General features: G+C 63.6%; 17 protein-coding genes and 2 tRNA genes. 9 read left to right on the forward strand and 10 right to left on the reverse strand.

All coding sequences use genetic code 11. The features are described 5' to 3' along the window. Positions 1-37 precede the first annotated feature (37 nt). Positions 38-1,012 (forward strand): transporter substrate-binding domain-containing protein, encoded by a 975-nt coding sequence (locus NCS03_RS09765; RefSeq protein ID WP_008341999.1) that lies wholly within the window; start codon positions 38-40, stop codon positions 1,010-1,012. Positions 1,013-1,021: 9 nt separating this feature from the next. Here the strand turns inward: NCS03_RS09765 and NCS03_RS09770 are convergent, their stop codons facing one another. The 3 genes from NCS03_RS09770 to NCS03_RS09780 form a co-directional block, all read right to left on the reverse strand. Further along, a complete protein-coding gene (locus NCS03_RS09770) occupies positions 1,022-1,471 on the reverse strand; it encodes an NUDIX hydrolase (protein ID WP_250529104.1) in 450 nt (149 codons plus the stop codon). A gap of 19 nt (positions 1,472-1,490) precedes the next feature. Further along, entirely contained in the window at positions 1,491-1,889 is a 399-nt protein-coding gene (locus tag NCS03_RS09775) for an RT0821/Lpp0805 family surface protein (RefSeq protein WP_008342001.1), read from the reverse strand. Positions 1,890-1,989: 100 nt separating this feature from the next. Next, positions 1,990-3,333 carry a cytochrome-c peroxidase gene (locus NCS03_RS09780; RefSeq protein WP_250529105.1) on the reverse strand — a complete coding sequence of 448 codons (1,344 nt, stop codon included), beginning with the start codon at positions 3,331-3,333 and terminating at the stop codon, positions 1,990-1,992. Positions 3,334-3,579: 246 nt separating this feature from the next. On the opposite strand from NCS03_RS09780, the gene NCS03_RS09785 reads away from it, so the two are divergent. Continuing rightward, the gene (locus NCS03_RS09785; RefSeq protein ID WP_008342003.1) at positions 3,580-5,151 is read left to right on the forward strand and encodes an acid phosphatase; all 1,572 of its coding nucleotides are present in this window, start codon (positions 3,580-3,582) and stop codon (positions 5,149-5,151) included. 69 nt (positions 5,152-5,220) lie between these two features. Here NCS03_RS09785 and NCS03_RS09790 read toward each other — a convergent pair whose 3' ends face one another. Then, the gene (locus NCS03_RS09790; protein ID WP_051078881.1) at positions 5,221-5,922 is read right to left on the reverse strand and encodes a GntR family transcriptional regulator; all 702 of its coding nucleotides are present in this window, start codon (positions 5,920-5,922) and stop codon (positions 5,221-5,223) included. Between the two features lie 142 nt (positions 5,923-6,064). Between NCS03_RS09790 and NCS03_RS09795 the strand changes: the two genes are divergently transcribed. After that, positions 6,065-7,357, forward strand: coding sequence for a cyanate transporter (locus tag NCS03_RS09795; protein WP_250529106.1), 1,293 nt, complete (start codon positions 6,065-6,067; stop codon positions 7,355-7,357). Here NCS03_RS09795 and NCS03_RS09800 read toward each other — a convergent pair. From NCS03_RS09800 to NCS03_RS09810, 3 genes are all read right to left on the reverse strand, one after another. Further along, positions 7,257-7,712 (reverse strand): response regulator, encoded by a 456-nt coding sequence (locus NCS03_RS09800; protein ID WP_250529107.1) that lies wholly within the window; start codon positions 7,710-7,712, stop codon positions 7,257-7,259. The genes NCS03_RS09795 and NCS03_RS09800 overlap by 101 nt on opposite strands. Positions 7,713-7,998: 286 nt before the next feature. After that, positions 7,999-8,075 (reverse strand) — tRNA-Arg (locus NCS03_RS09805). A gap of 118 nt (positions 8,076-8,193) precedes the next feature. Next, positions 8,194-9,024, reverse strand: a complete 831-nt coding sequence (locus tag NCS03_RS09810; protein ID WP_250529108.1) for an undecaprenyl-diphosphate phosphatase — start codon at positions 9,022-9,024, stop codon at positions 8,194-8,196. A gap of 570 nt (positions 9,025-9,594) precedes the next feature. Between NCS03_RS09810 and NCS03_RS09815 the strand changes: the two genes are divergently transcribed. The 3 genes from NCS03_RS09815 (at position 9,595) to NCS03_RS09825 (ending at position 11,650) form a co-directional block, all read left to right on the forward strand. Continuing rightward, complete coding sequence (locus NCS03_RS09815) at positions 9,595-10,497, forward strand: aldose epimerase family protein (protein ID WP_034474273.1); 903 nt, start codon at positions 9,595-9,597, stop codon at positions 10,495-10,497. A 111-nt stretch (positions 10,498-10,608) separates the two neighbouring features. Further along, positions 10,609-11,301 (forward strand): peptidoglycan DD-metalloendopeptidase family protein, encoded by a 693-nt coding sequence (locus NCS03_RS09820; RefSeq protein WP_250529109.1) that lies wholly within the window; start codon positions 10,609-10,611, stop codon positions 11,299-11,301. A gap of 28 nt (positions 11,302-11,329) precedes the next feature. Next, positions 11,330-11,650: a hypothetical protein gene (locus NCS03_RS09825; RefSeq protein ID WP_008342014.1), complete on the forward strand. Its 321-nt coding sequence runs from the start codon at positions 11,330-11,332 to the stop codon at positions 11,648-11,650. Positions 11,651-12,065: 415 nt separating this feature from the next. Here NCS03_RS09825 and NCS03_RS09830 read toward each other — a convergent pair whose 3' ends face one another. Together NCS03_RS09830 and NCS03_RS09835 are read right to left on the reverse strand one after the other, a co-directional pair. Beyond that, entirely contained in the window at positions 12,066-12,236 is a 171-nt protein-coding gene (locus tag NCS03_RS09830) for a hypothetical protein (protein WP_167561874.1), read from the reverse strand. Positions 12,237-12,307: 71 nt separating this feature from the next. After that, a tRNA-Pro gene (locus NCS03_RS09835) sits at positions 12,308-12,384 on the reverse strand. Positions 12,385-12,490: 106 nt separating this feature from the next. Here NCS03_RS09835 and NCS03_RS09840 point away from each other — a divergent pair. Both NCS03_RS09840 and NCS03_RS09845 read left to right on the forward strand, forming a co-directional pair. After that, on the forward strand, positions 12,491-12,958 hold the full coding sequence (locus tag NCS03_RS09840; protein WP_250496907.1) for a SixA phosphatase family protein: 468 nt from the start codon (positions 12,491-12,493) through the stop codon (positions 12,956-12,958). A 121-nt stretch (positions 12,959-13,079) separates the two neighbouring features. Next, complete coding sequence (locus NCS03_RS09845) at positions 13,080-13,904, forward strand: GNAT family N-acetyltransferase (RefSeq protein ID WP_008342022.1); 825 nt, start codon at positions 13,080-13,082, stop codon at positions 13,902-13,904. A 64-nt stretch (positions 13,905-13,968) separates the two neighbouring features. On the opposite strand, the gene ppx is transcribed toward NCS03_RS09845, so the two are convergent. Next, positions 13,969-15,480: an exopolyphosphatase gene (ppx, locus tag NCS03_RS09850; protein ID WP_008342024.1), complete on the reverse strand. Its 1,512-nt coding sequence runs from the start codon at positions 15,478-15,480 to the stop codon at positions 13,969-13,971. Between the two features lie 253 nt (positions 15,481-15,733). Between ppx and ppk1 the strand changes: the two genes are divergently transcribed. After that, entirely contained in the window at positions 15,734-17,797 is a 2,064-nt protein-coding gene (gene ppk1, locus NCS03_RS09855; protein WP_175982589.1) for a polyphosphate kinase 1, read from the forward strand. Positions 17,798-18,527: the final 730 nt, after the last annotated feature.

Consider the following 18,527-nt stretch of genomic DNA (forward strand, 5'->3'; position numbering starts at 1 on the left):
GGCGGCCCGGCCATACGCCGCTTCCAACGAGGAGAACATGAAGCAGTCGCATTCCTTCGCGCCGCGCCGCACACGGGCCCAACGAAGCGCCGCCCTCGCCTCCGTGCTGCTGTTCGCATCCGCCGGCGCGGGTGCCGCCACGAGCGCCGAACTGGCGACGGCCCAAGCCAGCGTCGATCAGATGCCGCCGTCGGCGACGCTGCGCAAGATCGCCGAGAACGGCGCGATCGTGCTGGGCACGCGCGAATCGTCGGTGCCGTTTTCGTACACGGTGAAGCAGCAGCCAGTGGGCTACTCGTACGACATCGCACTGAAGGTCGTCGACGACATCAGGAAGCGCCTCAAGATGCCGAACCTCGCGGTCAAGAACGTGATGGTCACGTCGGCGAACCGCATCTCTTATGTCGTGAACAATCAGGTCGATCTGGAATGCGGCTCGACCGCGCATGTGGCCGATCGCGATCCGCTCGTCGCGTTCTCGAACAGCTTTTTTCAGTACGGCATCCGCATGGCCGTGAAGAAGAAGTCGGGCATCCGCGATTACGACGATCTCGCGAACAGGACGGTCGTGACGACGGCGGGCACGTCGGACGAGCGCATGCTGCGGCAGATGAGCATCGACAGGAAGCTGAACCTGCGCATCATCAGCGCGCGCGATCATGCGGAGGCGTTCGCCGCGCTGAAGTCGGATCGCGCGGTCGCGTTCGTGATGGACGATCCGCTTCTCTACGGCAAGATCGCGCAGGAAGGCGCGGCGCGCAATGAATACACGGTGACGGGCGCACCGCTCGCGAACGAAGCGTACGGCTGCATGATGAGAAAGGGCGACCCGGTGTTCAAGCGCATCGTCGACGACGTGATCGCCGGCATGCAGCGCTCGGGCGAAGCCACGAAGCTCTACGAGACGTGGTTCATGCGCCCGATTCCGCCCGACGGCATCAACCTGCAATTCCCGATGTCGCCGGAAATGAAGGCGCTCTTCGCCAATCCCAACGACCGCACGATCGACTGATCGCGCCGGTCAAAGCGTCTCGTGCAGTTCGGCGAGCGAGAGCGTGGTCTGAAAGAGCCGCGCGAGACTGCGGCTCGCGAACTGATCGACATCCGCCGGACTGACCCAGCGATACGCATCCATCTCCGGAATCATGGTGCCGTCGCTGTAGCGCGGGAAAAACGATTCGCACACGCAGTTTTCGAGCTGCACTTCCTCGGCGGAAACGCGCACCGCGAACAGATGCAGATCCTTGTCGCGGCGATAGACGAAGCGCCCGAGATCCTTCAGACGTTCAGCGGGCAGCACGATGCCCGTCTCCTCGACGAGCTCGCGCAACGCCGCCTCGCGCGGGTTTTCGCCCGGATCGGCGGCGCCCTTGGGCACGTCCCAGTGCGTGGTTTCGGTCGCGTGACAGAGCAGCACGTCGCCCTGTTCGTTGAGGATGACCACGCCGCACGATACGGTGCGCGCGGTCATCGATCGCTTGCCCGGTTCGTCACTGCTTCTTGAGTTTCCACGTGCCGTCGCTCTGCTTGCATGCGGTCGGGATCCAGGTTTGCGTCTGTCCCTTCGCGTGCGCGACGAGCGTGACCTTGCGGCATTTGAGGCCGCCGGATTCGAAGGTTTCCTGCGGCGTCACCGTTCCGTTGATCGGGACCGTGTTGCCCGTGCCCTCGTTGTTCCAGTCGAGCGATTCGCCGTCCTGCTTCGTGTTGAGCGCGATCTGCGCGGCCTTGTTGAGCGCCTGCAGGTCGCGCTGCTTCATGTAGGTGATCGGCGTGTTGTTCAGGAAGCCGAGATTGGCGGCGGATGCGGTCGCGCTCACGGCGACGAGCGCGGCTGCCGCGATCGTCCGGAGAGAGGCGTGAGCGAACGCTCGATCTCGTATCGGCATGAAGTTTCTCCTCGTTGCATTGGTGTTTCGCCGATGACCGCGCCGGCCGTCGGCTGCAACGAGAATAGCATGAGGCGCGGGCCGCGCCGCCCGCGCTGTCTCAGTTTTGCGCGGACTTCATTTCGTTGATGCCGATGCCCTTTTGCGAGTCCTTGTCCCTCGCCGGATCGTAGCCGTCGGTGAGCGTGCCGAGGAACGCGACGACGTCCTTGATCTCGGCTTCGTCGAGCGCGGGTTTGTCGCCTTTCTTGCGATCGAACGGCGGCTCGGTGTTGACGTTCTCCCAGTACTTCTTCGGCAGGTCGTCGAACTTCTGCACGGCGCCGTTCTTCGACACCGGATAGAACTTTTCCGGATTCGTGTCGCGCTCGACATAGAAACGCACCACGTCTTCCAGACGATGATAGATGCCGTTATGGAAGAAGGTCTTGCGCGTCGCGACGTTGCGCAGCGACGGCGTGCGGAAGATCCCGCAATACTCGTCCATGCCCTTCAGGTCGCGACGCTCGGGACCGCATGCGCCGAGATCGTGGAAATTCGGATTCTTGTTGATCGGCAAGGCGCGGTTGCGCGGCACGCCGATCGCGATCAGGCCGAAGTCGCTGAACTGCGGCGGCGAGCCGTCCTTCGCGCGCTGGCTGATGTGGCACGACGCGCAATTGCCCTTGTTCTCGTCGTTGAAGAGTTGCAGGCCGTGCATTTCGGCGTCGTTGAGCTTCGCGCGGCCGGCGAGGAACGCGTCGTACTTGCTCGTGTACGGATAGAACTTGTCGGGCGATTGCTCGAACGCTTCGAGCGATTCCAGCACCGACGCGAACGCCTTGTCGTCGCTTGCGAAGACATCGGCGCCGAACGCGCGGCGGAAATCATCGGCATAGGACGACGCCTTCACCGCCGCGACGACCTTGCCCGGCGTGCTGCCCATTTCGAACGACGACAGAATCGGGATGCGCGCCTGATCCGATCCGCGATCGACGCGGCCGTCCCACGTCAGGCCGCCGGTCGGTCCGGCATCGACGCTTTCGTCGCCTTCATCGTCGGAATCGTGGAAGTGACGCGTGAAGGCAGGCACCGACTGCAAGTACTTGAGCGACGGCACCGCGCGAAAGCCCGCCTGATGCATGTCGTTGCCGCCGAGCTGCACGGACAGCGCATTCGGCGGCCCGAACGCATGACTCGGGCTATGGCACGACGCGCACGCGAGCTTGCCCGACCCGGACAGCGACGGATCGAAGAAAAGCTTCTCGCCGAGCGAGGTGATCTGCTTCACATGCGCGAATACTTCCGCGCGCGATTGACCGTGCGGCGCCGTGTTGTCCGCGTTGGCCGCATTCACCGTCCTGGCCGCGACGTTCGCCGCGTGCGAATCGCAGCCGCTCATCGCCGCCGACAACGCGGCAAGCGCGATGGAACACAGGACGAACGGCAGGCGCATCGAAGACATGGCGTAGGAGGCGGAATCGAAAGATGCCGAAGCGTATGTCGTCTGCGTGTCTTTCATGTGACAAGCCTCGACGCTTTCACATCGAACCATCTACGCGAAATTTATTAAGCAAACATTACGCAAACGAAAGCGTTATTACATGGTTGCGTCAATTTGCGTTGCGACACTGCGCACGCCGGCGAGCAAAGACTCATTCGACGATGAAGCCGCGCCGTGCGCCGGTCCCCAACACAAGAGAGATCCTCAATGAACAAGAAACTCGTTTGCGCGGTGCCGATCGTGGCCACTGCCGCATTCGGCCTCTACGCATGCGGTGGCGACGACCATCACGACAGCAGCGATATTTCTTCGGTAAAGAACGTCGTCGTGATCTACGCGGAAAATCGCAGCTTCGACAATCTGTACGGGCATTTCCCCGGCGCGAACGGCCTGCAGAACGTAACGGCGGCGAGCGCGCAGCAGCTCGACCGCGACGGCAGCGTTCTGCCGACATTGCCGACGATCTGGACCGGCCTGACGGCGACGGGCGTGACGCCCGCGATCACCGCGGCGATGACGACGAATCTGCCGAACGCGCCGTTCGCCATCGACGATCCGAAGGGCTTCAACATCCAGCTCAACGTCACGACGCGCGATCTGTATCACCGCTTCTACGAGAATCAGATGCAGATCGACGGCGGCAAGAACGACAAGTTCGCCGCGTGGGGCGATTCGGGCGCGCTCGTGATGGGTCACTACGACACGCCGCCGGACAAGCTGCCCCTCTACAAGATCGCGCAGCAATACACGCTCGCGGACAACTTCTTCATGGGCGCGTTCGGCGGCTCGTTCCTGAATCACCAGTGGCTCGTCTGCGCCTGCACGCCGATCTATCCGAACGCGGACAAGAGCGTCGCGGCCGGCTCAATTTCGGCCGTGAATGCCGATGGGGTGTCGCTGAAGCTCAAGACGAATCCGCCGCCTTCGGCGCTCACCGGCTCGGCGGACGCGCAGTTCGTGAACTCGGGCACGCTCACGCCCGACTTCTACGCCGTCAACACGATGCAGCCGCCGTATCAGCCGAGCGGCAACCCGGCGCCCGCAGGCGTCGATCCGGCGCTCGGCGATGCGACCAAGGCCAACACGCTGCCGCCGCAGACGCAGCAGCACATCGGCGATCTGCTGAACAGCGCGGGCGTGAGTTGGGCGTGGTACGGCGGCTCGTGGGCGGCGGCGCTCGCGAACCGCTCGGTCATCAACGGCGCGGTCAACGTCGTGCCTGACTTCCAGACGCATCATCAGCCGTTCAACTACTTCGCCGATCTCGCGCCCGGTACGGCGAACCGCGCGCAACACTTGCTCGACGGCGGCACGAACGGTTCGGAGTTCATCAAGGCGATCGACGCGGGCACGCTGCCGCAAGTCGCGTTCTACAAGCCGCAGGGCAACCTGAACGAGCACGCCGGTTACACGGACGTCGCGCAGGGCGACCAGCACATCGCCGATCTGATCTCGCATCTGCAGAAGAGCCCGCAGTGGAAGAACATGGTCGTCGTCGTGACGTATGACGAAAACGGCGGCTTCTGGGATCACGTCGCGCCGCCGAAGGGCGATCGCTGGGGTCCGGGCACGCGCATTCCGGCGCTCATCATTTCGCCGTACGCGAAGAAGGGCTTCGTCGATCACACGCAGTACGACACCACGTCGATCCTTCGCTTCATCACGAAGCGCTTCAACCTGCCGACGCTGCCGGGCCTCGCCTCGCGCGACGCCGCGCTGGTGGCGAACGGCGCGCCGAAGATGGGCGATCTGACCAACGCGCTCGACTTCTCGCAGTAAGCATCGCGCGCACGCAACAATGACAGGGCCGCGGCTTTCGAAGCCGCGGCCCTTTCTTTTTGCCGACGATCACGCGAGCGCGAAGATCGTCGCCAGATCGCTCGTGCGCGACGCGCCCGCTTGCGCGAGAACGCGCGCTTCCAGTTCGTCGATGTGCGTACGCATCGCAGTTAGCGCGGCATCGAGATCGCCCTGTTCGAGGGCGTCGATGAGTTGCGCGTGTTCATCGGATGAGCAGTTCGACAGCTTCGATGGATCGAAAAGCGCCTTGTAGAGCTCGGTCTTCGCGACGAGCGTCGCGAGAAACGCCTCCACTTCCGGCGCGCCCGCGAGTTCCGCGAGGAGCACATGAAAGTGGCCCGCGAGACGCACGCATTCCGCGACGCTTCCCGCTTTCAGCGCGCGCTGTTCGGCCTTGACGTGAGCGCGCAACGCACGCAACGCCTTCACGCTCAACGCGCCGCACAGCGATGCGACGATGCCCGCCTCCACCACTAGCCGCGCGCGATAAACCTCGCGGATGTCGTCGACGGTCGGCGACGGCACGAACGCGCCGCGATTCGCTTCGAGCGTGAGCTTGCCTTCCGCGCCGAGGCGCGCGAGCACCTTGCGGATCGTGCCGCGCGTGCACTCGAAGGCTGCGGCGAGCTCGCGCTCGACGAGCTGCGCGCCGGGCGCGAGCTTGCCCTGCAAAAGCGCGGACGCGATTGCCGCGTAGACGCGCTCGTCCGCGGAAATGTCCTTCGATGAAGTGTCCTTGCGTGATGCCATGATGCTCGCCGTGCTTGCGATGAATCGCATTGTAGCGAGCGCGCACCGCCGCGTACGAATGCGCCCTATTCGGTTCGTCGTATTTTTGGTTGACCAAAAATAGATAGAATGGTCAACCATTTTCGCACCGAGGATCAGTCACATGAAAGCATCGAACGTCGCGTGGCTCGCGGTGATCGTCGCGATCGGCCTGAATCTGCGGCCGCTGCTCACGTCCGTCAGTCCGCTGATGGGCGTGATTTTGCACGCGACAGGACTGTCGTTTCGCGGGGCGTCGATGCTGACCGGCTTGCCCGTCGTCGCGATGGGCGCGTGCGCGTTCGGCGCGAGCGCGCTGTCACGCTCGGTCGGCAATGCGCGCGGCGTGGCGCTCGGGCTCATCGCGATCGTCGCGGCGTGCGCGGCGCGCCTCGTCGCGGGGAACGCGGTGGCGCTCGTCGCGAGCGCGGCCATCGCGGGCACGGGCGTCGCCGTCATTCAGGCGCTCTTGCCGGGCGTGATGAAGACGCGCTTTCCCGCGCGCCTGCCCTTCGCGATGGGCCTCTATTCCGCATCGATCATGGCGGGCGGCGGGCTCGGCGCGAGCATCACGCCGGCGGTCGCATCGCGCGTGACGTGGCAGGCTGGACTCGCGTTCTGGGCTGTTCCCGCGCTGATGGCGCTCGCGGCGTGGATGATGCTGATGCGCGCCGATGCGTTGCCGCGCGTCGCATCGACGGGCCACGCGAAGCCCGCGCCGTCGCTCTTTCTCAATCGTCGCGCGTGGACGCTCGGGATTTTCTTCGGGCTCGTCAATGGCGGCTATACGAGCCTCGTCGCGTGGATGCCCGCGTATTACCAGCAACTCGGCCGCGGCGTGACCGAAAGCGGCGCGCTGCTGGCGATGCTCACGGCGTTCCAGGCGTCGTCCGCGCTGCTGTTGCCGATGGCGGCGGCGCGTTTCGGACGCGGCAGGGATCGTCGTCCGTGGATCGCGCTCGGCCTCGCCGCGCAACTCGCGGGGTTCGCGCTGTTGCTAGTGGCGCCGCTTGCCGCGCCGCTCGCCGTCGTCGCGTTGCTCGGCGCGGGCCTTGGCGGTGTGTTCGCCCTTTCGCTCGTGCTGACGCTCGATCACGCCGACGATCCCGCGTTGGCCGCGCGGCTCGTCGCGTTCGTGCAGGGCGTGGGGTTCGTGATCGCGGCGATTGCGCCGGTCGTCGCGGGCATCGTGCGCGACGTGAGCGGCGGCTTCTCGATGTCGTGGATGATGCTCGCCGCGAGCCTCGTCGCGATGATCGCGCTCGACGTCGTGTTCGTCCCGCGCGGGTATGCGCGCGCGATGCGGTCCGCGCGGGTCAGCGAACCGCGTGACAGGCGAAGAACTCGTCGAGCAGATCGGTCATCTGCCATACGGGACACGGACGGCGGCAATGTCCGTCGTAGCCCGCTTTCTTGAGATGCGCGATCGGCTCTTCGGGCAGAAAACCGCTCATCGCGATGATGAGGCGAGTGGCGTCGTCATCGGCTTCGCGCAGCGCCCGCACCAGCGCGTAGTTGCCGGAACCTCCGATGCGCGTATCGAGAAAAAGCACATGCGGACGCCATTGCTCGACGATGTTTCTGGCCGATGACACATCCGCCGCAAGCTGCGCCGGAAAGCCCTTCAGCTCGAACAGCGACGCAAGCGATGCGCCGAGCACGCGTTCCGGCAGCGCGAGCAGCACGCGGCGCGATTCCGGTTGCAGGCGCAGCTTCTTGCGATTCCATAGCGAGCATTGCGCCGGGCTGGTTTCGTATGCTCGATTGTTCAAGTCACCCTCTTTCGACGATGCGGTACGCACCGTCACCGTTGTGGCGCACCGCGCGCCACGATGACGCATCGGCGCACCGTCGATGGGCGGCACGTCTGCTTGTACGAGATGGTTAAATTTGTGAAGCGTTGTGTGGCGCGGAGTTGCGGGGATCGGGCGCGCACGCGGGGGAAGGACGGGCAGGAAGCGGGCCAGGCGATGGCGCCTCGCTGCTTGCTTTGCGCGGAGCGCAAAGCAAAAAGCCCGGCCGAAGGAAGACTGGGCTTTTGCCTGTGTGCAGGCCGTTTGGCCCGCCCTACACGACTCGAACGTGTGACCTACGGCTTAGAAGGCCGTTGCTCTATCCAGCTGAGCTAAGGGCGGAGAACCGGAGCGCGCGGCGGAAGCAACGCGAGTAAGACGCGAGACAACCGCGAAAACCGCCGCGAATCAGAAGAGATCGCGATTTTACCTCATTCGCCGCTGCCCTTGTCCCGGCTCGTCACATCGGCTGCGGATGCATCATGAACCAGCCGAGGAAGAAGATTCCCGCGATCACGCAATACACGCCGAACGACGCGAGCTTGCCGTGGCCTTCGAAGTAGCGCATCAGGAAGCGCACGCTCAGATACGCCGCGATGCCCGTCAGCACCCCGCCCAGCACCGAATCGGCGAGTTGTCCCGGCGCGTGAAAGAGCTTCGGCAATTCGAGCGCGCCCGCCGCGAAGATGATCGGCGTGCCGAGCAGGAACGAGAATTCCGCCGCCGCTTCAGCCGTGAGACCCGCGCCCACGCCCGCGATCATCGTCAGGCCGCTGCGCGAAAAGCCCGGAATCAGCGCGCCGATCTGCGCGAGCCCGACCAGAAACGCCTGCCTGAACGTGAGCTTTTCCGGCGCCCGCGTCGCGCGGCTTCGCTGCAGACGGTCACCGAGCCACAGCAGCACGCCGTTGACGATCAGCGCCGCCGCGACGATCCGCAGATCGTGAAAGATGGCCTCGAGCCGCTTCTCGAGCAGCAAGCCGACGATGCCCGTCGGAATCGTGCCGATGATGAGCGCCCACATCATGTGCCCATCGTCGTTCTTGCGTCCGCCGAGCGACGCGAGGAAGCCGCGGATCAGCGCGATCCAGCGTTCACGGAAATACCAGAGCAGCGCGACGGCCGTGCCCAGATGCAGCGCGACGAGAAACGGCAGCAGTTGCGGCGCGTGCTTGTCGATGTGCATGCCGATCAGGCCGGGAACGAGGAGCGTGTGCCCGAGGCTGCTGACAGGAAAGAGCTCGGTTACGCCCTGGAGCACGCTTAAGAAAACGAGAAACCACAAAGTCACGCGTCGGTCCTTTTTCGGGGAAGGTGGAGGACGCGCCGTGCAGTTCCATTCCTCGCGTCACGCGAAGCCAAAGATGCCGGACAGGGAATGTGGAACAGGAAGGATGAGTCGATACGGCGCGCAAACGGGACCGATTATGCCGTCGGCTAAATCGAGCGCCAAGCGCTTACCGCACACAAATTGCGCCGACAGTCAATCGTCGGCAAAACGAAGCATTATCGAAAGTCGATGACAGGCAATACGAAAGCGAGCGCGCCTCCGAACGGGACGCGGACTCGCAATTCGGCGATCGCCCGTCAGGCCTTCAGCTTGTAGAGGAAAAGCGCCGTGCTTGCCCCGAAGAGCCCGAACATCGCGACGCCCATTGCCATCGCCAGATCCATGGTTACTCCTTGTCCGTCTGATTCCCAACACAGGGAGCATATAACAACATATTGCATAAGCCTTGCTTAGTCGCAATTTCCCGCAAAGGGTTTTTCCGGACAGAATTCCAAGGCAGAATCGTCGGGTTGAGCCGCGTCGCTCAGGAGCGTGCGCGGCGTCTCGCCATCCAACGGAGCGCCTGCCATCATGTCACCGGAATCCGACATCATCGAAATCGAGCGCGACGGCGCCGCCATCCAGCTCGCGCCGCACGCGGGCGGACGCCTCATGACCTGGCGCGTCGGCGGCAAGCCCGTCGTGCACTGGCCCGACGCCGCCGACTGGTCCAATCCCGCGAAGATCCGCGGCGGCAATCCGCTGCTCTTTCCGTTTCTCGGACGGCATTTCGTCGATGGCGAAATCGGCAAGTGGCGCGATCCGGAAGGCATCGTGCATGCGCTGCCGACGCACGGCTTCGCGCGCAACCTGCCCTTTTCCCACACGCGCGACGCCGACGGCCACGGCCTGCGCATGACGCTCGTCGACAGCGACGCCACCCGCGACGGCTATCCGTTCGCGTTCCGCTTCGAGGCGGCGTACCGCATCGTCGATGGCCATACGCTCGAAGTCGAGCTGACGACGTCGAATCCGGGCGAGGTCGCGCTGCCCTACTACGCCGGGCATCACTTCTATTTTCATCTGCCGCACGGCCAGCGCGGCGAGAGCAGCGTCGCGCTGCCGCACACCGAACGGCGCCGTCAGCTTCCGGACGGCTCGATCACCGAAGCCGAGCCCGGCCTGCCGCGTTATTCGCTCGCCGATCCGCGCATCGTCGATACGTTTCATTGCCTCACGCGGCAGTCCGACGAACCGGTGCTGTTGAATCTGCCGGGCCTGAAGCGCACGATCGCCTTCGAGTTGCAGCAGCCCGATTCCGTGCCGTGGTACGCGGTCACGACCTGGACCGAATCCGACGCATCGGACTTCTATTGCGTCGAACCGTGGATCGGCCTGCCCGATGCCATCCACAACGGGCGCGGCCTGCGCTGGCTCGCGCCGGGCAAGACGGAGACGGCTTCGCTGCGGCTCGTCGTCGGCGAGCAGGCGTAGGCGAAGCGGCGTCATTCTGTCCGGGGAAACCCGAGACGGTAAAATCCTGCCTTTCGATTCGCCGCGCGGCTGTGCTCGCACTGCTCGCGGCGATGCTTTGCGAGGTCAGGTTTGCAAAAAACAATTCGACGGCTCGTCTGCGCATCGCTCATCGCAGTGTTGGCCGCTTGTGGAACGGGGCCGGTCGCGCCGGGTTTCTATCGTGTAGAGCGTGGAGACACGGTTTCCAAAATCGCGCGCGAGAATCGCACGACGATCGCGAACATCAAGCGCTGGAACGGGCTCGCGAATCCCGACGCCATCGAGGTCGGACAGGTGCTGCGCATCGCGCCGCCTGCGGGCAGCGCGAGCACCGCGGATTCATCGGGTGCGGCGGCAACGGGCAGCGCGAAGAGCGAAGCCGGCGCGCAGGCGTCCTCGCAGAGCAAGGCCGGACCGGGCGTCACGCTCGTGTGGCCGGCGCAGGGCAGCGTCGTTCGCAGCTTCGACGGCAAGAACTCGAAGGGCATCGACATCGCCAATGCGGCGGGCACGCCCGTCGTCGCCTCCGCGAGCGGCAATGTCGTCTACGCCGGCAACGGTCTGCGCGGCTACGGCAACATGCTGATCGTCAAGCATGACGACGATTATCTGACCGCCTACGCCCACAATCGCGTGCTTCTGGTGAAGGAAGGCCAGACCGTGCAGCAGGGCCAGCAAATCGCCGAAATGGGCGACACCGACAGCAATCGCACGATGCTGCATTTCGAAGTGCGCTACATGGGCCGCTCGACGGACCCGGCGCGCTATCTGCCGCCGCGCTGACAGCCGGCGGCCGCTTTAAGGAAGATCGATGAGATTGACGATGAGGATCAACACTGCCGCGCTCGGCGCGGCTCTCGCGCTCACCGGCGCGCTGGCCGGCTGCGCGAGCGGCCCGACGATGACCTATCTGCCTTCGGGCGACACGGGCTTCGCGATCAACTGCAGCGGCGGCGACGCGGCGACGAGCTGGGCGGCCTGCTACAAGCAGGCGGGTGAAACGTGCGGCGCGTATGGTTACGACGTGATTTCGAAGGATGCCGACAACGGCGCGACCGCAGGCGGCACGGTGGGCGGGATCTTCGGCGCGAACATCAAGAACCGTTCGATGGTGATCCGCTGCAAGCAGTAACGCCCGTCAGCGGTCTTTCGGCGCCCACGTGCGCCAATGCCCCGACAACGGATCGATATGCGCGGCAACGCCACGAGCGAAGCGACGGCGAGCGGCGCGACAGCAGCAAAAATCCAGAGCAGATCCATGACAGATACATTTTGCAACAAGTTCGGGCGATGATACCCGAGCGGCAAATGTTTCGTTGGATCAATCCCGCCGATATCGCCAAAACGGGAAGAGTTACGCATTACGGTTTCTTGCATCCCTGCACGAGGCGCGCCTTGCATCCCGTTACGCACGGAAACAAGCGCATACAGCCGTGACGCGCTCGAATTCCTAGACTGGCGGCAGCCCGTGCCGTATCTCCGCGCGAACGGTTGGCGCGGGTCAGAAGCCCCGGTGCGCCCGCATCGGGGCTTCGTCTTTGCGGGGCTTACTGAGGCTTGGCAGGATCGGAGATCATCGACGGCGGCGTCATGTCCGTCGGCACGCCCTTGTAGTCGGGCGGATCTTTCGGTTCGTGCTTTTGATGGCCAGACTCCGCACAGGCGGCGAGACCGAGCGTGAAGAAAACGGCGCAAGCGAAGGCGGAAACAGCGCGCATTGAGACTCCTGGAAGAGCGTAGAAAAGACAAAGGGGTTACAAGCCGTAACTTGTAACCCCTTCGTGTATCGTGGTCGGAGCGAAAGGATTCGAACCTTCGACCCTCTGATCCCAAATCAGATGCGCTACCAGGCTGCGCTACGCTCCGACGAGCCGCAGATTGTAGCGTGCCTGACCCGCGTCCGCAATGCCGAACTCAGGCACGCAACTTTCTGCTGCATCCGAAAGCGAACCTCATCATCCGGAGACAATCGATGAACCTCATTCTCTGGCGACACGCCGAAGCAGAAGATCAGGCGTCGAGCGATCTCGCGCGGCAGCTCACGCCGCGCGGGCGCAAACAGGCGCAAGGCATCGCGAAGTGGCTGAAGGCGCGCATCGACGATAACGCCGTGCTGCTCGCCAGTCCCGCGACGCGCACGATCCAGACGGCCGAAGCCTTCGGCGACCGCTATCGCGTCGTCGACGCGCTCGCGCCCGGCAACGGCGCGCAGGCCGTGCTCGATGCGGCGGGCTGGCCGGACGGCATTGCGGAGACGGTCGTCGTCATCGGGCATCAGCCGACGCTCGGCCGGGTGGCCGCGCTCCTCATGACGGGCCACGAAGCGGATTGGTCGATCAAGAAGTCGGGCATCTGGTGGCTCCAGTCGCGCACGCGCGGCGGCGACGGGCAAAGCGTGCTGCGCGCGGTGATCAATCCGGACCTGCTTCAGGCGTCGTAAGCTCGCGTTCATGCGGATGTCGTTTCATCGAAACGTCATTGCGATGCCATGCGAGCGTCACCGTGCATTACTACATTGGCGAGGACTTGAAGCCACAGCAACGTCCTGTCGAGGAACGCCAATGCAAGAACTGCCGACGCCTTTCCTGCAACTCGGAGCGTCATCGCTCTCGCTCGATTCGCGCCGCCACCTTCCGCGCACGTCGGAAACGAACACGGGCCGCGAGCGCCTGCAAGTCGCGTGGGCGCGCGACGACGACGCCCTGCGCGACGCGCAGCGCCTGCGCTTTCGCGTGTTCTCGGAGGAAATGGGCGCGCGTCTGTCCGGCCCCGCAGGGCTCGACGTCGACGCCTTCGACGCCTATTGCGATCACCTGCTCGTGCGCGATCTCGACACGCTGCAGGTCGTGGGCACGTATCGCGTGCTGCCGCCGCATCAGGCGGCGCGCATCGGGCGTCTCTACGCTGAAAGCGAATTCGACGTGTCGCGCCTCACGCACCTGCGCCCGAAGCTCGTCGAAGTAGGACGCTCGTGCGTGCATCCGGACTATCGCAACGGCGCGGTGATCATGTCGCTGTGGGGCGGCCTCGCCGCGTACATGATGCAAAACGGCTATGAGACGATGCTCGGCTGCGCGAGCGTCGGCATGATCGACGGCGGTCATTACGCCGCGAATCTCTACACGTCGCTACCCGCCGATGCGCTCACCGCCCCTGAGTACCGCGCGTTCCCGCACACGCCGCTGCCCGTCGAGGAGTTGCGCACCGGCGCGAACGTGAGCCCGCCGCCGCTCGTGAAGGGTTATCTGCGGCTCGGCGCGAGGATTTGCGGCGCGCCGGCATGGGATCCGGATTTCAACACCGCCGACTTCCTCACGCTCTTCCGTCTGTCCGATATCAACGCTCGTTACGCGCGGCATTTCATCGGCGACATGCAGGGACGTTGAAGCCCTGAAACGCAAAAGGCCCCGTCGACTCGACGGGGCCTTCGCTTTTCTCACGACGCGAAAATCAGTCGCCCGTATAGACCACGCGATACGGCCGCCCGATCTTCTCCCATTCCATCGCTTCCTGAACGAGGCTGTAGTCGGTGAGCGGATTGTTCGCCACCCACTCGTTCGGCAGATGCACTTCGAAACCGCCACTCGCCTGCCTCACTTCGATGCCGGGCAGCCCGACATCCGTGCGCCGGCGCGACAGCAGCGCGGCGAGCCGCAGGCAAAACAGCAGCGTCCATTCGACGTCGCGCGCCTGCGCGAGCTTGCCGAGCTTGCCGGCGTGGCCGAGCACGAGCGCGGCCAGACGCGCCTGATCGGTGCGGGAAAACCCCGGCATGTCGGCGTTGCTCGCGATATACGCCGAATGCTTGTGATACGCACTGTGCGCGATCGACAGTCCGATCTCGTGCAGCGACGCGGCCCACGCGAGGAACATGCGGTTCTCCTCGCGCACGTCTTCGTCGGGTTCGCCGAGCTGGTCGTAGAAGCTGATCGCCAGTTCGCCGATGCGCTCCGCCTGCGCGGCATCGACGCCATAACGGCGCTTGAAGCCTTCGACCGTCACCGTCCGCATGTCCTGATGCTGCGAGCGTCCGAGCAGGTCGTAGAGCACGCCGAGGCGCAGCGCGGCATCGGTCGTATCGGCATAGTCGATGCCCAGTTCCTCGAACACGCCGAGCATGATCGACAGCCCGCCCGCCAGCACCGGCACGCGATCGGGCTTCAACGCGACGAGCTTCAGCCGGTTCACGTTCTCGGCCTTGATGAGCGCGCGCTTGAGCTTCTCCAGCCCGCCGCGCGAGATGCCGTGCGTGATGCCTTCGTCGTTGAAGCCGTTCGCCTCGATCAGTTCCGCGAGCGCGCGCGCCGTGCCCGACGAGCCGATGGCCTGATCCCAGCCGGTGCCCTTGTATTCGCTCGAAATGATCTGGATCTCGCGTTTGGCGGCGAGTTCGGCCTGCCGCATCGTGTATTCGTCGACGTTGCCGGCCGGGAAAAACTGGCGGCTATGGCTCACGCAGCCGATATAGAGGCTTTCCATGTGGATCGGCGTGTAATGCGATCCGATGATGAATTCCGTCGAGCCGCCGCCGATATCGACCACGAGCCGCTTGCCCGCGCTCGCCGGCACCGAATGCGCGGCGCCCGCGTAGATGAGGCGCGCTTCCTCGCGCCCGGCGATGACTTCGATCGGAAACCCGAGCGCGGCTTCCGCCTCGGCGAGAAAGTCGGGCGCGTTTTTCGCGACGCGCAGCGTGTTGGTGGCGACGGCGCGCACCTGGTCGGGATGGAAATCGCGCAGACGTTCGCCGAAGCGCTTCAGCGCGTCCCAGCCGCGCACCTGCGATGCGCGGTCGAGCATCTTGTCCTTGGAGAGGCCGCCGCCGAGACGTACGGGCTCGCGCAGCGCGTCGACCTGATAGATCTGGCTGCCGGCGGGCGTTTCCTCGACCCGTCCGACGATCAACCGGAAACTGTTCGATCCGAGGTCGACCGCGGCAAGTAGATGGGGATGTGTGACCATCGGATATCCAGAAATCGTGAAGTGGGGGGAAGCACTGTCACAGCGGCGCTGCTGCAGCGCACGAATTCTATTCTATGCCGGGTTGGCGAGCGGGCCTTGCCGTCCCGTTCGGAACCGCGCGTTTGCGCTGGCAACGCTATCCGCAATGTGAGTAGAATTTGTGACATCCGTTATGTCATAAAAAATACATCATACTGTGAGAGCATCCGAGAGTTCCCTTGCCCATCTGATCGAGACACCTTCCCTCCCTCCGATGTCCATACGCTATCCGCTCTTCAACCGCGAACTGGGCATACTAGGTTTCAACGAGCGCGTCCTCGCGCAAGCCGCCGATACGACGGTTCCCCTGTTGGAACGCCTGCGTTTCATCTGCATCACCAGCAGCAATCTCGACGAATTCTTCGAAGTCCGTATGGCGGGTCTGCAAGAGCAGATGCGCGACAACCCCGGCTCGCTCTCGCCGGATGGCATGTCGCTGCAGCACGTCTACGACCTCGTCTCCGAGCGCGCGCAACGGCTCGTGCGCCAGCAATATTCGATGCTGCATGACATCGTGCTGCCGGCGCTCGAAATGGAAGGCATCTATTTTCACGGCGCGGAGGACTGGACGGAGCAGCAGACCGGATGGGCGCGCGACTACTTCTACAACGAACTGCTCCCCGTCCTGACGCCTATCGGGCTCGATCCCGCGCATCCGTTTCCGCGCGTGCTGAACAAGAGCCTGAACTTCGTCGTCGAGCTGGAAGGCACCGATGCCTTCGGCCGTCAGGCGATGATGGGCATCGTGCAGGCACCGCGCGCGCTGCCGCGGCTCGTTCGCATGCCCGAAGCGCTGTCGGGCTATCCGCATGGTTTCGTGCTGCTGAGTTCGTTCATGCAGCACTTCGTGAACGAGCTGTTTCCGCATCTCGTCGTGCGCAGTTGCAATCAGTTTCGCATCACGCGCAACAGCGAGCTTTTCGTCGACGAGGACGAAATCACCAATCTGCGCGTCGCGCTGCAGGGCGAATTGCCGGCGCGGCATCTGGGCAACGCGGTGCGTCTCGAAGTGTCGGCGGAAACGCCGCCGCATCTCGTGCGGCGTCTGCTCGACGAAGGTCAGCTGAGCGAACGCGATCTGTATCGCGTGAACGGGCCGGTGAATCTCGTGCGGCTCATGCAGTTGCCCGAGATGGTCGATCGACCCGATCTCAAGTTCGTGCCGCATATTCCGTCGGTGCCGAAGGCCATCGTGAACACGTCGAATCTTTTCGATGCGATCGATCAGGGCGATATCCTTTTGCATCATCCGTACGAGAGTTTTCAGCCGGTGCTGGAGCTGCTGCTTCAGGCCGCGAAGGATCCGCAGGTCGTCGCGATCAAACAGACGATTTATCGCACGGGCACCGATTCGCCGCTCATGGATGCGCTCATGCAGGCCGCGCGCAATGGCAAGGAAGTGACGGTCGTCGTGGAACTCCTCGCGCGCTTCGATGAAGAGACGAACATCAATTGGGCGTCGCAGCTCGAAGCGGTTGGCGCGCATGTGGTGTATGGCGTCGTCGGCCATAAGTGCCACGCGAAGATGATGCTGATCGTGCGGCGCGTGTCGCAAGGCGGCAAGTTCGTGTTGAAGCGTTATGCCCATTTGGGCACGGGCAACTATCATCCGCGCACGGCGCGTCTTTATACCGACTTCGGTCTGATGACTTCCGATCAGGAAATGTGCGAGGACGTGCATCACGTCTTTCAGCAACTGACGGGCATTGGCGGAGAGATTCCGCTGCATCAGTTATGGCAATCGCCTTTCACGCTGCATGCGAAGCTGATCGATGCGATCCGCGCCGAGGCCGAGCATGCGCGGGCGGGACGGCGTGCGCGCATCGTCGCGAAGATGAATGCCCTGCTCGAGCCTACGGTTATTGCCGCGCTTTACGAGGCTTCGCATGCGGGCGTGAAGATCGATCTGATCGTGCGCGGGGTTTGTTCGTTGAAGCCCGGCGTCGAGGATCTTTCGGAGAACATTACGGTTCGGTCAATCGTCGGGCGCTTTCTCGAGCATCATCGGATTTTTTACTTCTATGCGAATGGCAGGGAAGATGTGTTTTTGTCGAGCGCTGACTGGATGGATCGCAACTTCTTTCGTCGTGTGGAAGTGGCGTTTCCGATTCGCGATAGGCGGTTGAAGCGGCGGGTTATTGCTGAAGGGTTATCGGTTTGTCTTGGCGATAATCAATCGGCTTGGGTCATGCAGAGCGATGGGCATTATCGGAAGCGCCGTCCGGGTAAGTCTATTCGCAACGCGCAGTTAGGGTTGCTGGCTAAGTTTTGTTCTTGATGTTTTTTGCCCTTTTTCGTGCGTGTTTTCTTCTTCGCTGGATTCGGTATTCGTGTCGGGCTTTGTGCTTGTTCGCTTCCGCTTTCGTGGAATCCTGCGTTCGTGTCGGTCTATTAGCACTGCCCCTGTGCGGGGCGGCAGTCACTTTCTTTGCTGCTGCAAAGAAAGTAACCAAAGAAAGCAGCTACTGATACGCCCGCGGTCACGCGCAATTTGGGTAGTTCTCTCGTCCTAGGTGGCACTCGCCTAACGAGTGCCCTCATCACAATCACCGGGCTTGGCTCGCGTACGGTCTGCCACATCGCACCACACAGCCAACTGGTTCAGCACCAAATAGCTCCAGCCCGCTTCGCGGCCGACGGGTGAAGCGGGTCCGCGCGCGCTTCTCTACTAACGTCTCCATCCCACTGCAATCGCCGCCCTTTGGTTTCCCTTGCATACCCAACGGCAGCGCGTAGCGCTGTGCCGAAGCTCTTTCGTGCTGAACCAGCGCGCTCGACGCATTCGGGCGGCAGACCGTGCGCGAGCCAAGCTCGATGGGGCCTATGAGGGCACTCGTTAGGCAGCCCACGAACGACGAGAGGACTACCCAAATTGCGTGTGACCGCGGGCGTATCGGGAGCTGCTTTCTTTGGTTACTTGTATATTGAATCTGGCGTCCGGAAGCTGATCTCTCCCGTTCGCTCGAAGCGGTAGCCCGTTTGTGTTACATGGGCTCACAGCCCGAAAG

It is taken from the genome of Caballeronia sp. ATUFL_F1_KS4A, from assembly GCF_023630905.1.
GTDB lineage: Bacteria > Pseudomonadota > Gammaproteobacteria > Burkholderiales > Burkholderiaceae > Caballeronia > Caballeronia zhejiangensis.

Excerpts from the sequence above, each read along its gene's own strand:
- NCS03_RS09815 (WP_034474273.1), top strand. The coding sequence starts at position 9,595 with ATGTCACCGGAATCCGACATCATCGAAATCGAGCGCGACGGCGCCGCC.
- NCS03_RS09825 (WP_008342014.1), top strand. The coding sequence starts at position 11,330 with ATGAGATTGACGATGAGGATCAACACTGCCGCGCTCGGCGCGGCTCTC.
- NCS03_RS09840 (WP_250496907.1), top strand. The coding sequence starts at position 12,491 with ATGAACCTCATTCTCTGGCGACACGCCGAAGCAGAAGATCAGGCGTCG.
- ppx (WP_008342024.1), bottom strand. The coding sequence starts at position 15,480 with ATGGTCACACATCCCCATCTACTTGCCGCGGTCGACCTCGGATCGAAC.
- NCS03_RS09845 (WP_008342022.1), top strand. The coding sequence starts at position 13,080 with ATGCAAGAACTGCCGACGCCTTTCCTGCAACTCGGAGCGTCATCGCTC.
- NCS03_RS09785 (WP_008342003.1), top strand. The coding sequence starts at position 3,580 with ATGAACAAGAAACTCGTTTGCGCGGTGCCGATCGTGGCCACTGCCGCA.
- ppk1 (WP_175982589.1), top strand. The coding sequence starts at position 15,734 with ATGTCCATACGCTATCCGCTCTTCAACCGCGAACTGGGCATACTAGGT.
- NCS03_RS09780 (WP_250529105.1), bottom strand. The coding sequence starts at position 3,333 with ATGTCTTCGATGCGCCTGCCGTTCGTCCTGTGTTCCATCGCGCTTGCC.
- NCS03_RS09830 (WP_167561874.1), bottom strand. The coding sequence starts at position 12,236 with ATGCGCGCTGTTTCCGCCTTCGCTTGCGCCGTTTTCTTCACGCTCGGT.
- NCS03_RS09790 (WP_051078881.1), bottom strand. The coding sequence starts at position 5,922 with ATGGCATCACGCAAGGACACTTCATCGAAGGACATTTCCGCGGACGAG.
- NCS03_RS09765 (WP_008341999.1), top strand. The coding sequence starts at position 38 with ATGAAGCAGTCGCATTCCTTCGCGCCGCGCCGCACACGGGCCCAACGA.
- NCS03_RS09770 (WP_250529104.1), bottom strand. The coding sequence starts at position 1,471 with ATGACCGCGCGCACCGTATCGTGCGGCGTGGTCATCCTCAACGAACAG.
- NCS03_RS09795 (WP_250529106.1), top strand. The coding sequence starts at position 6,065 with ATGAAAGCATCGAACGTCGCGTGGCTCGCGGTGATCGTCGCGATCGGC.
- NCS03_RS09775 (WP_008342001.1), bottom strand. The coding sequence starts at position 1,889 with ATGCCGATACGAGATCGAGCGTTCGCTCACGCCTCTCTCCGGACGATC.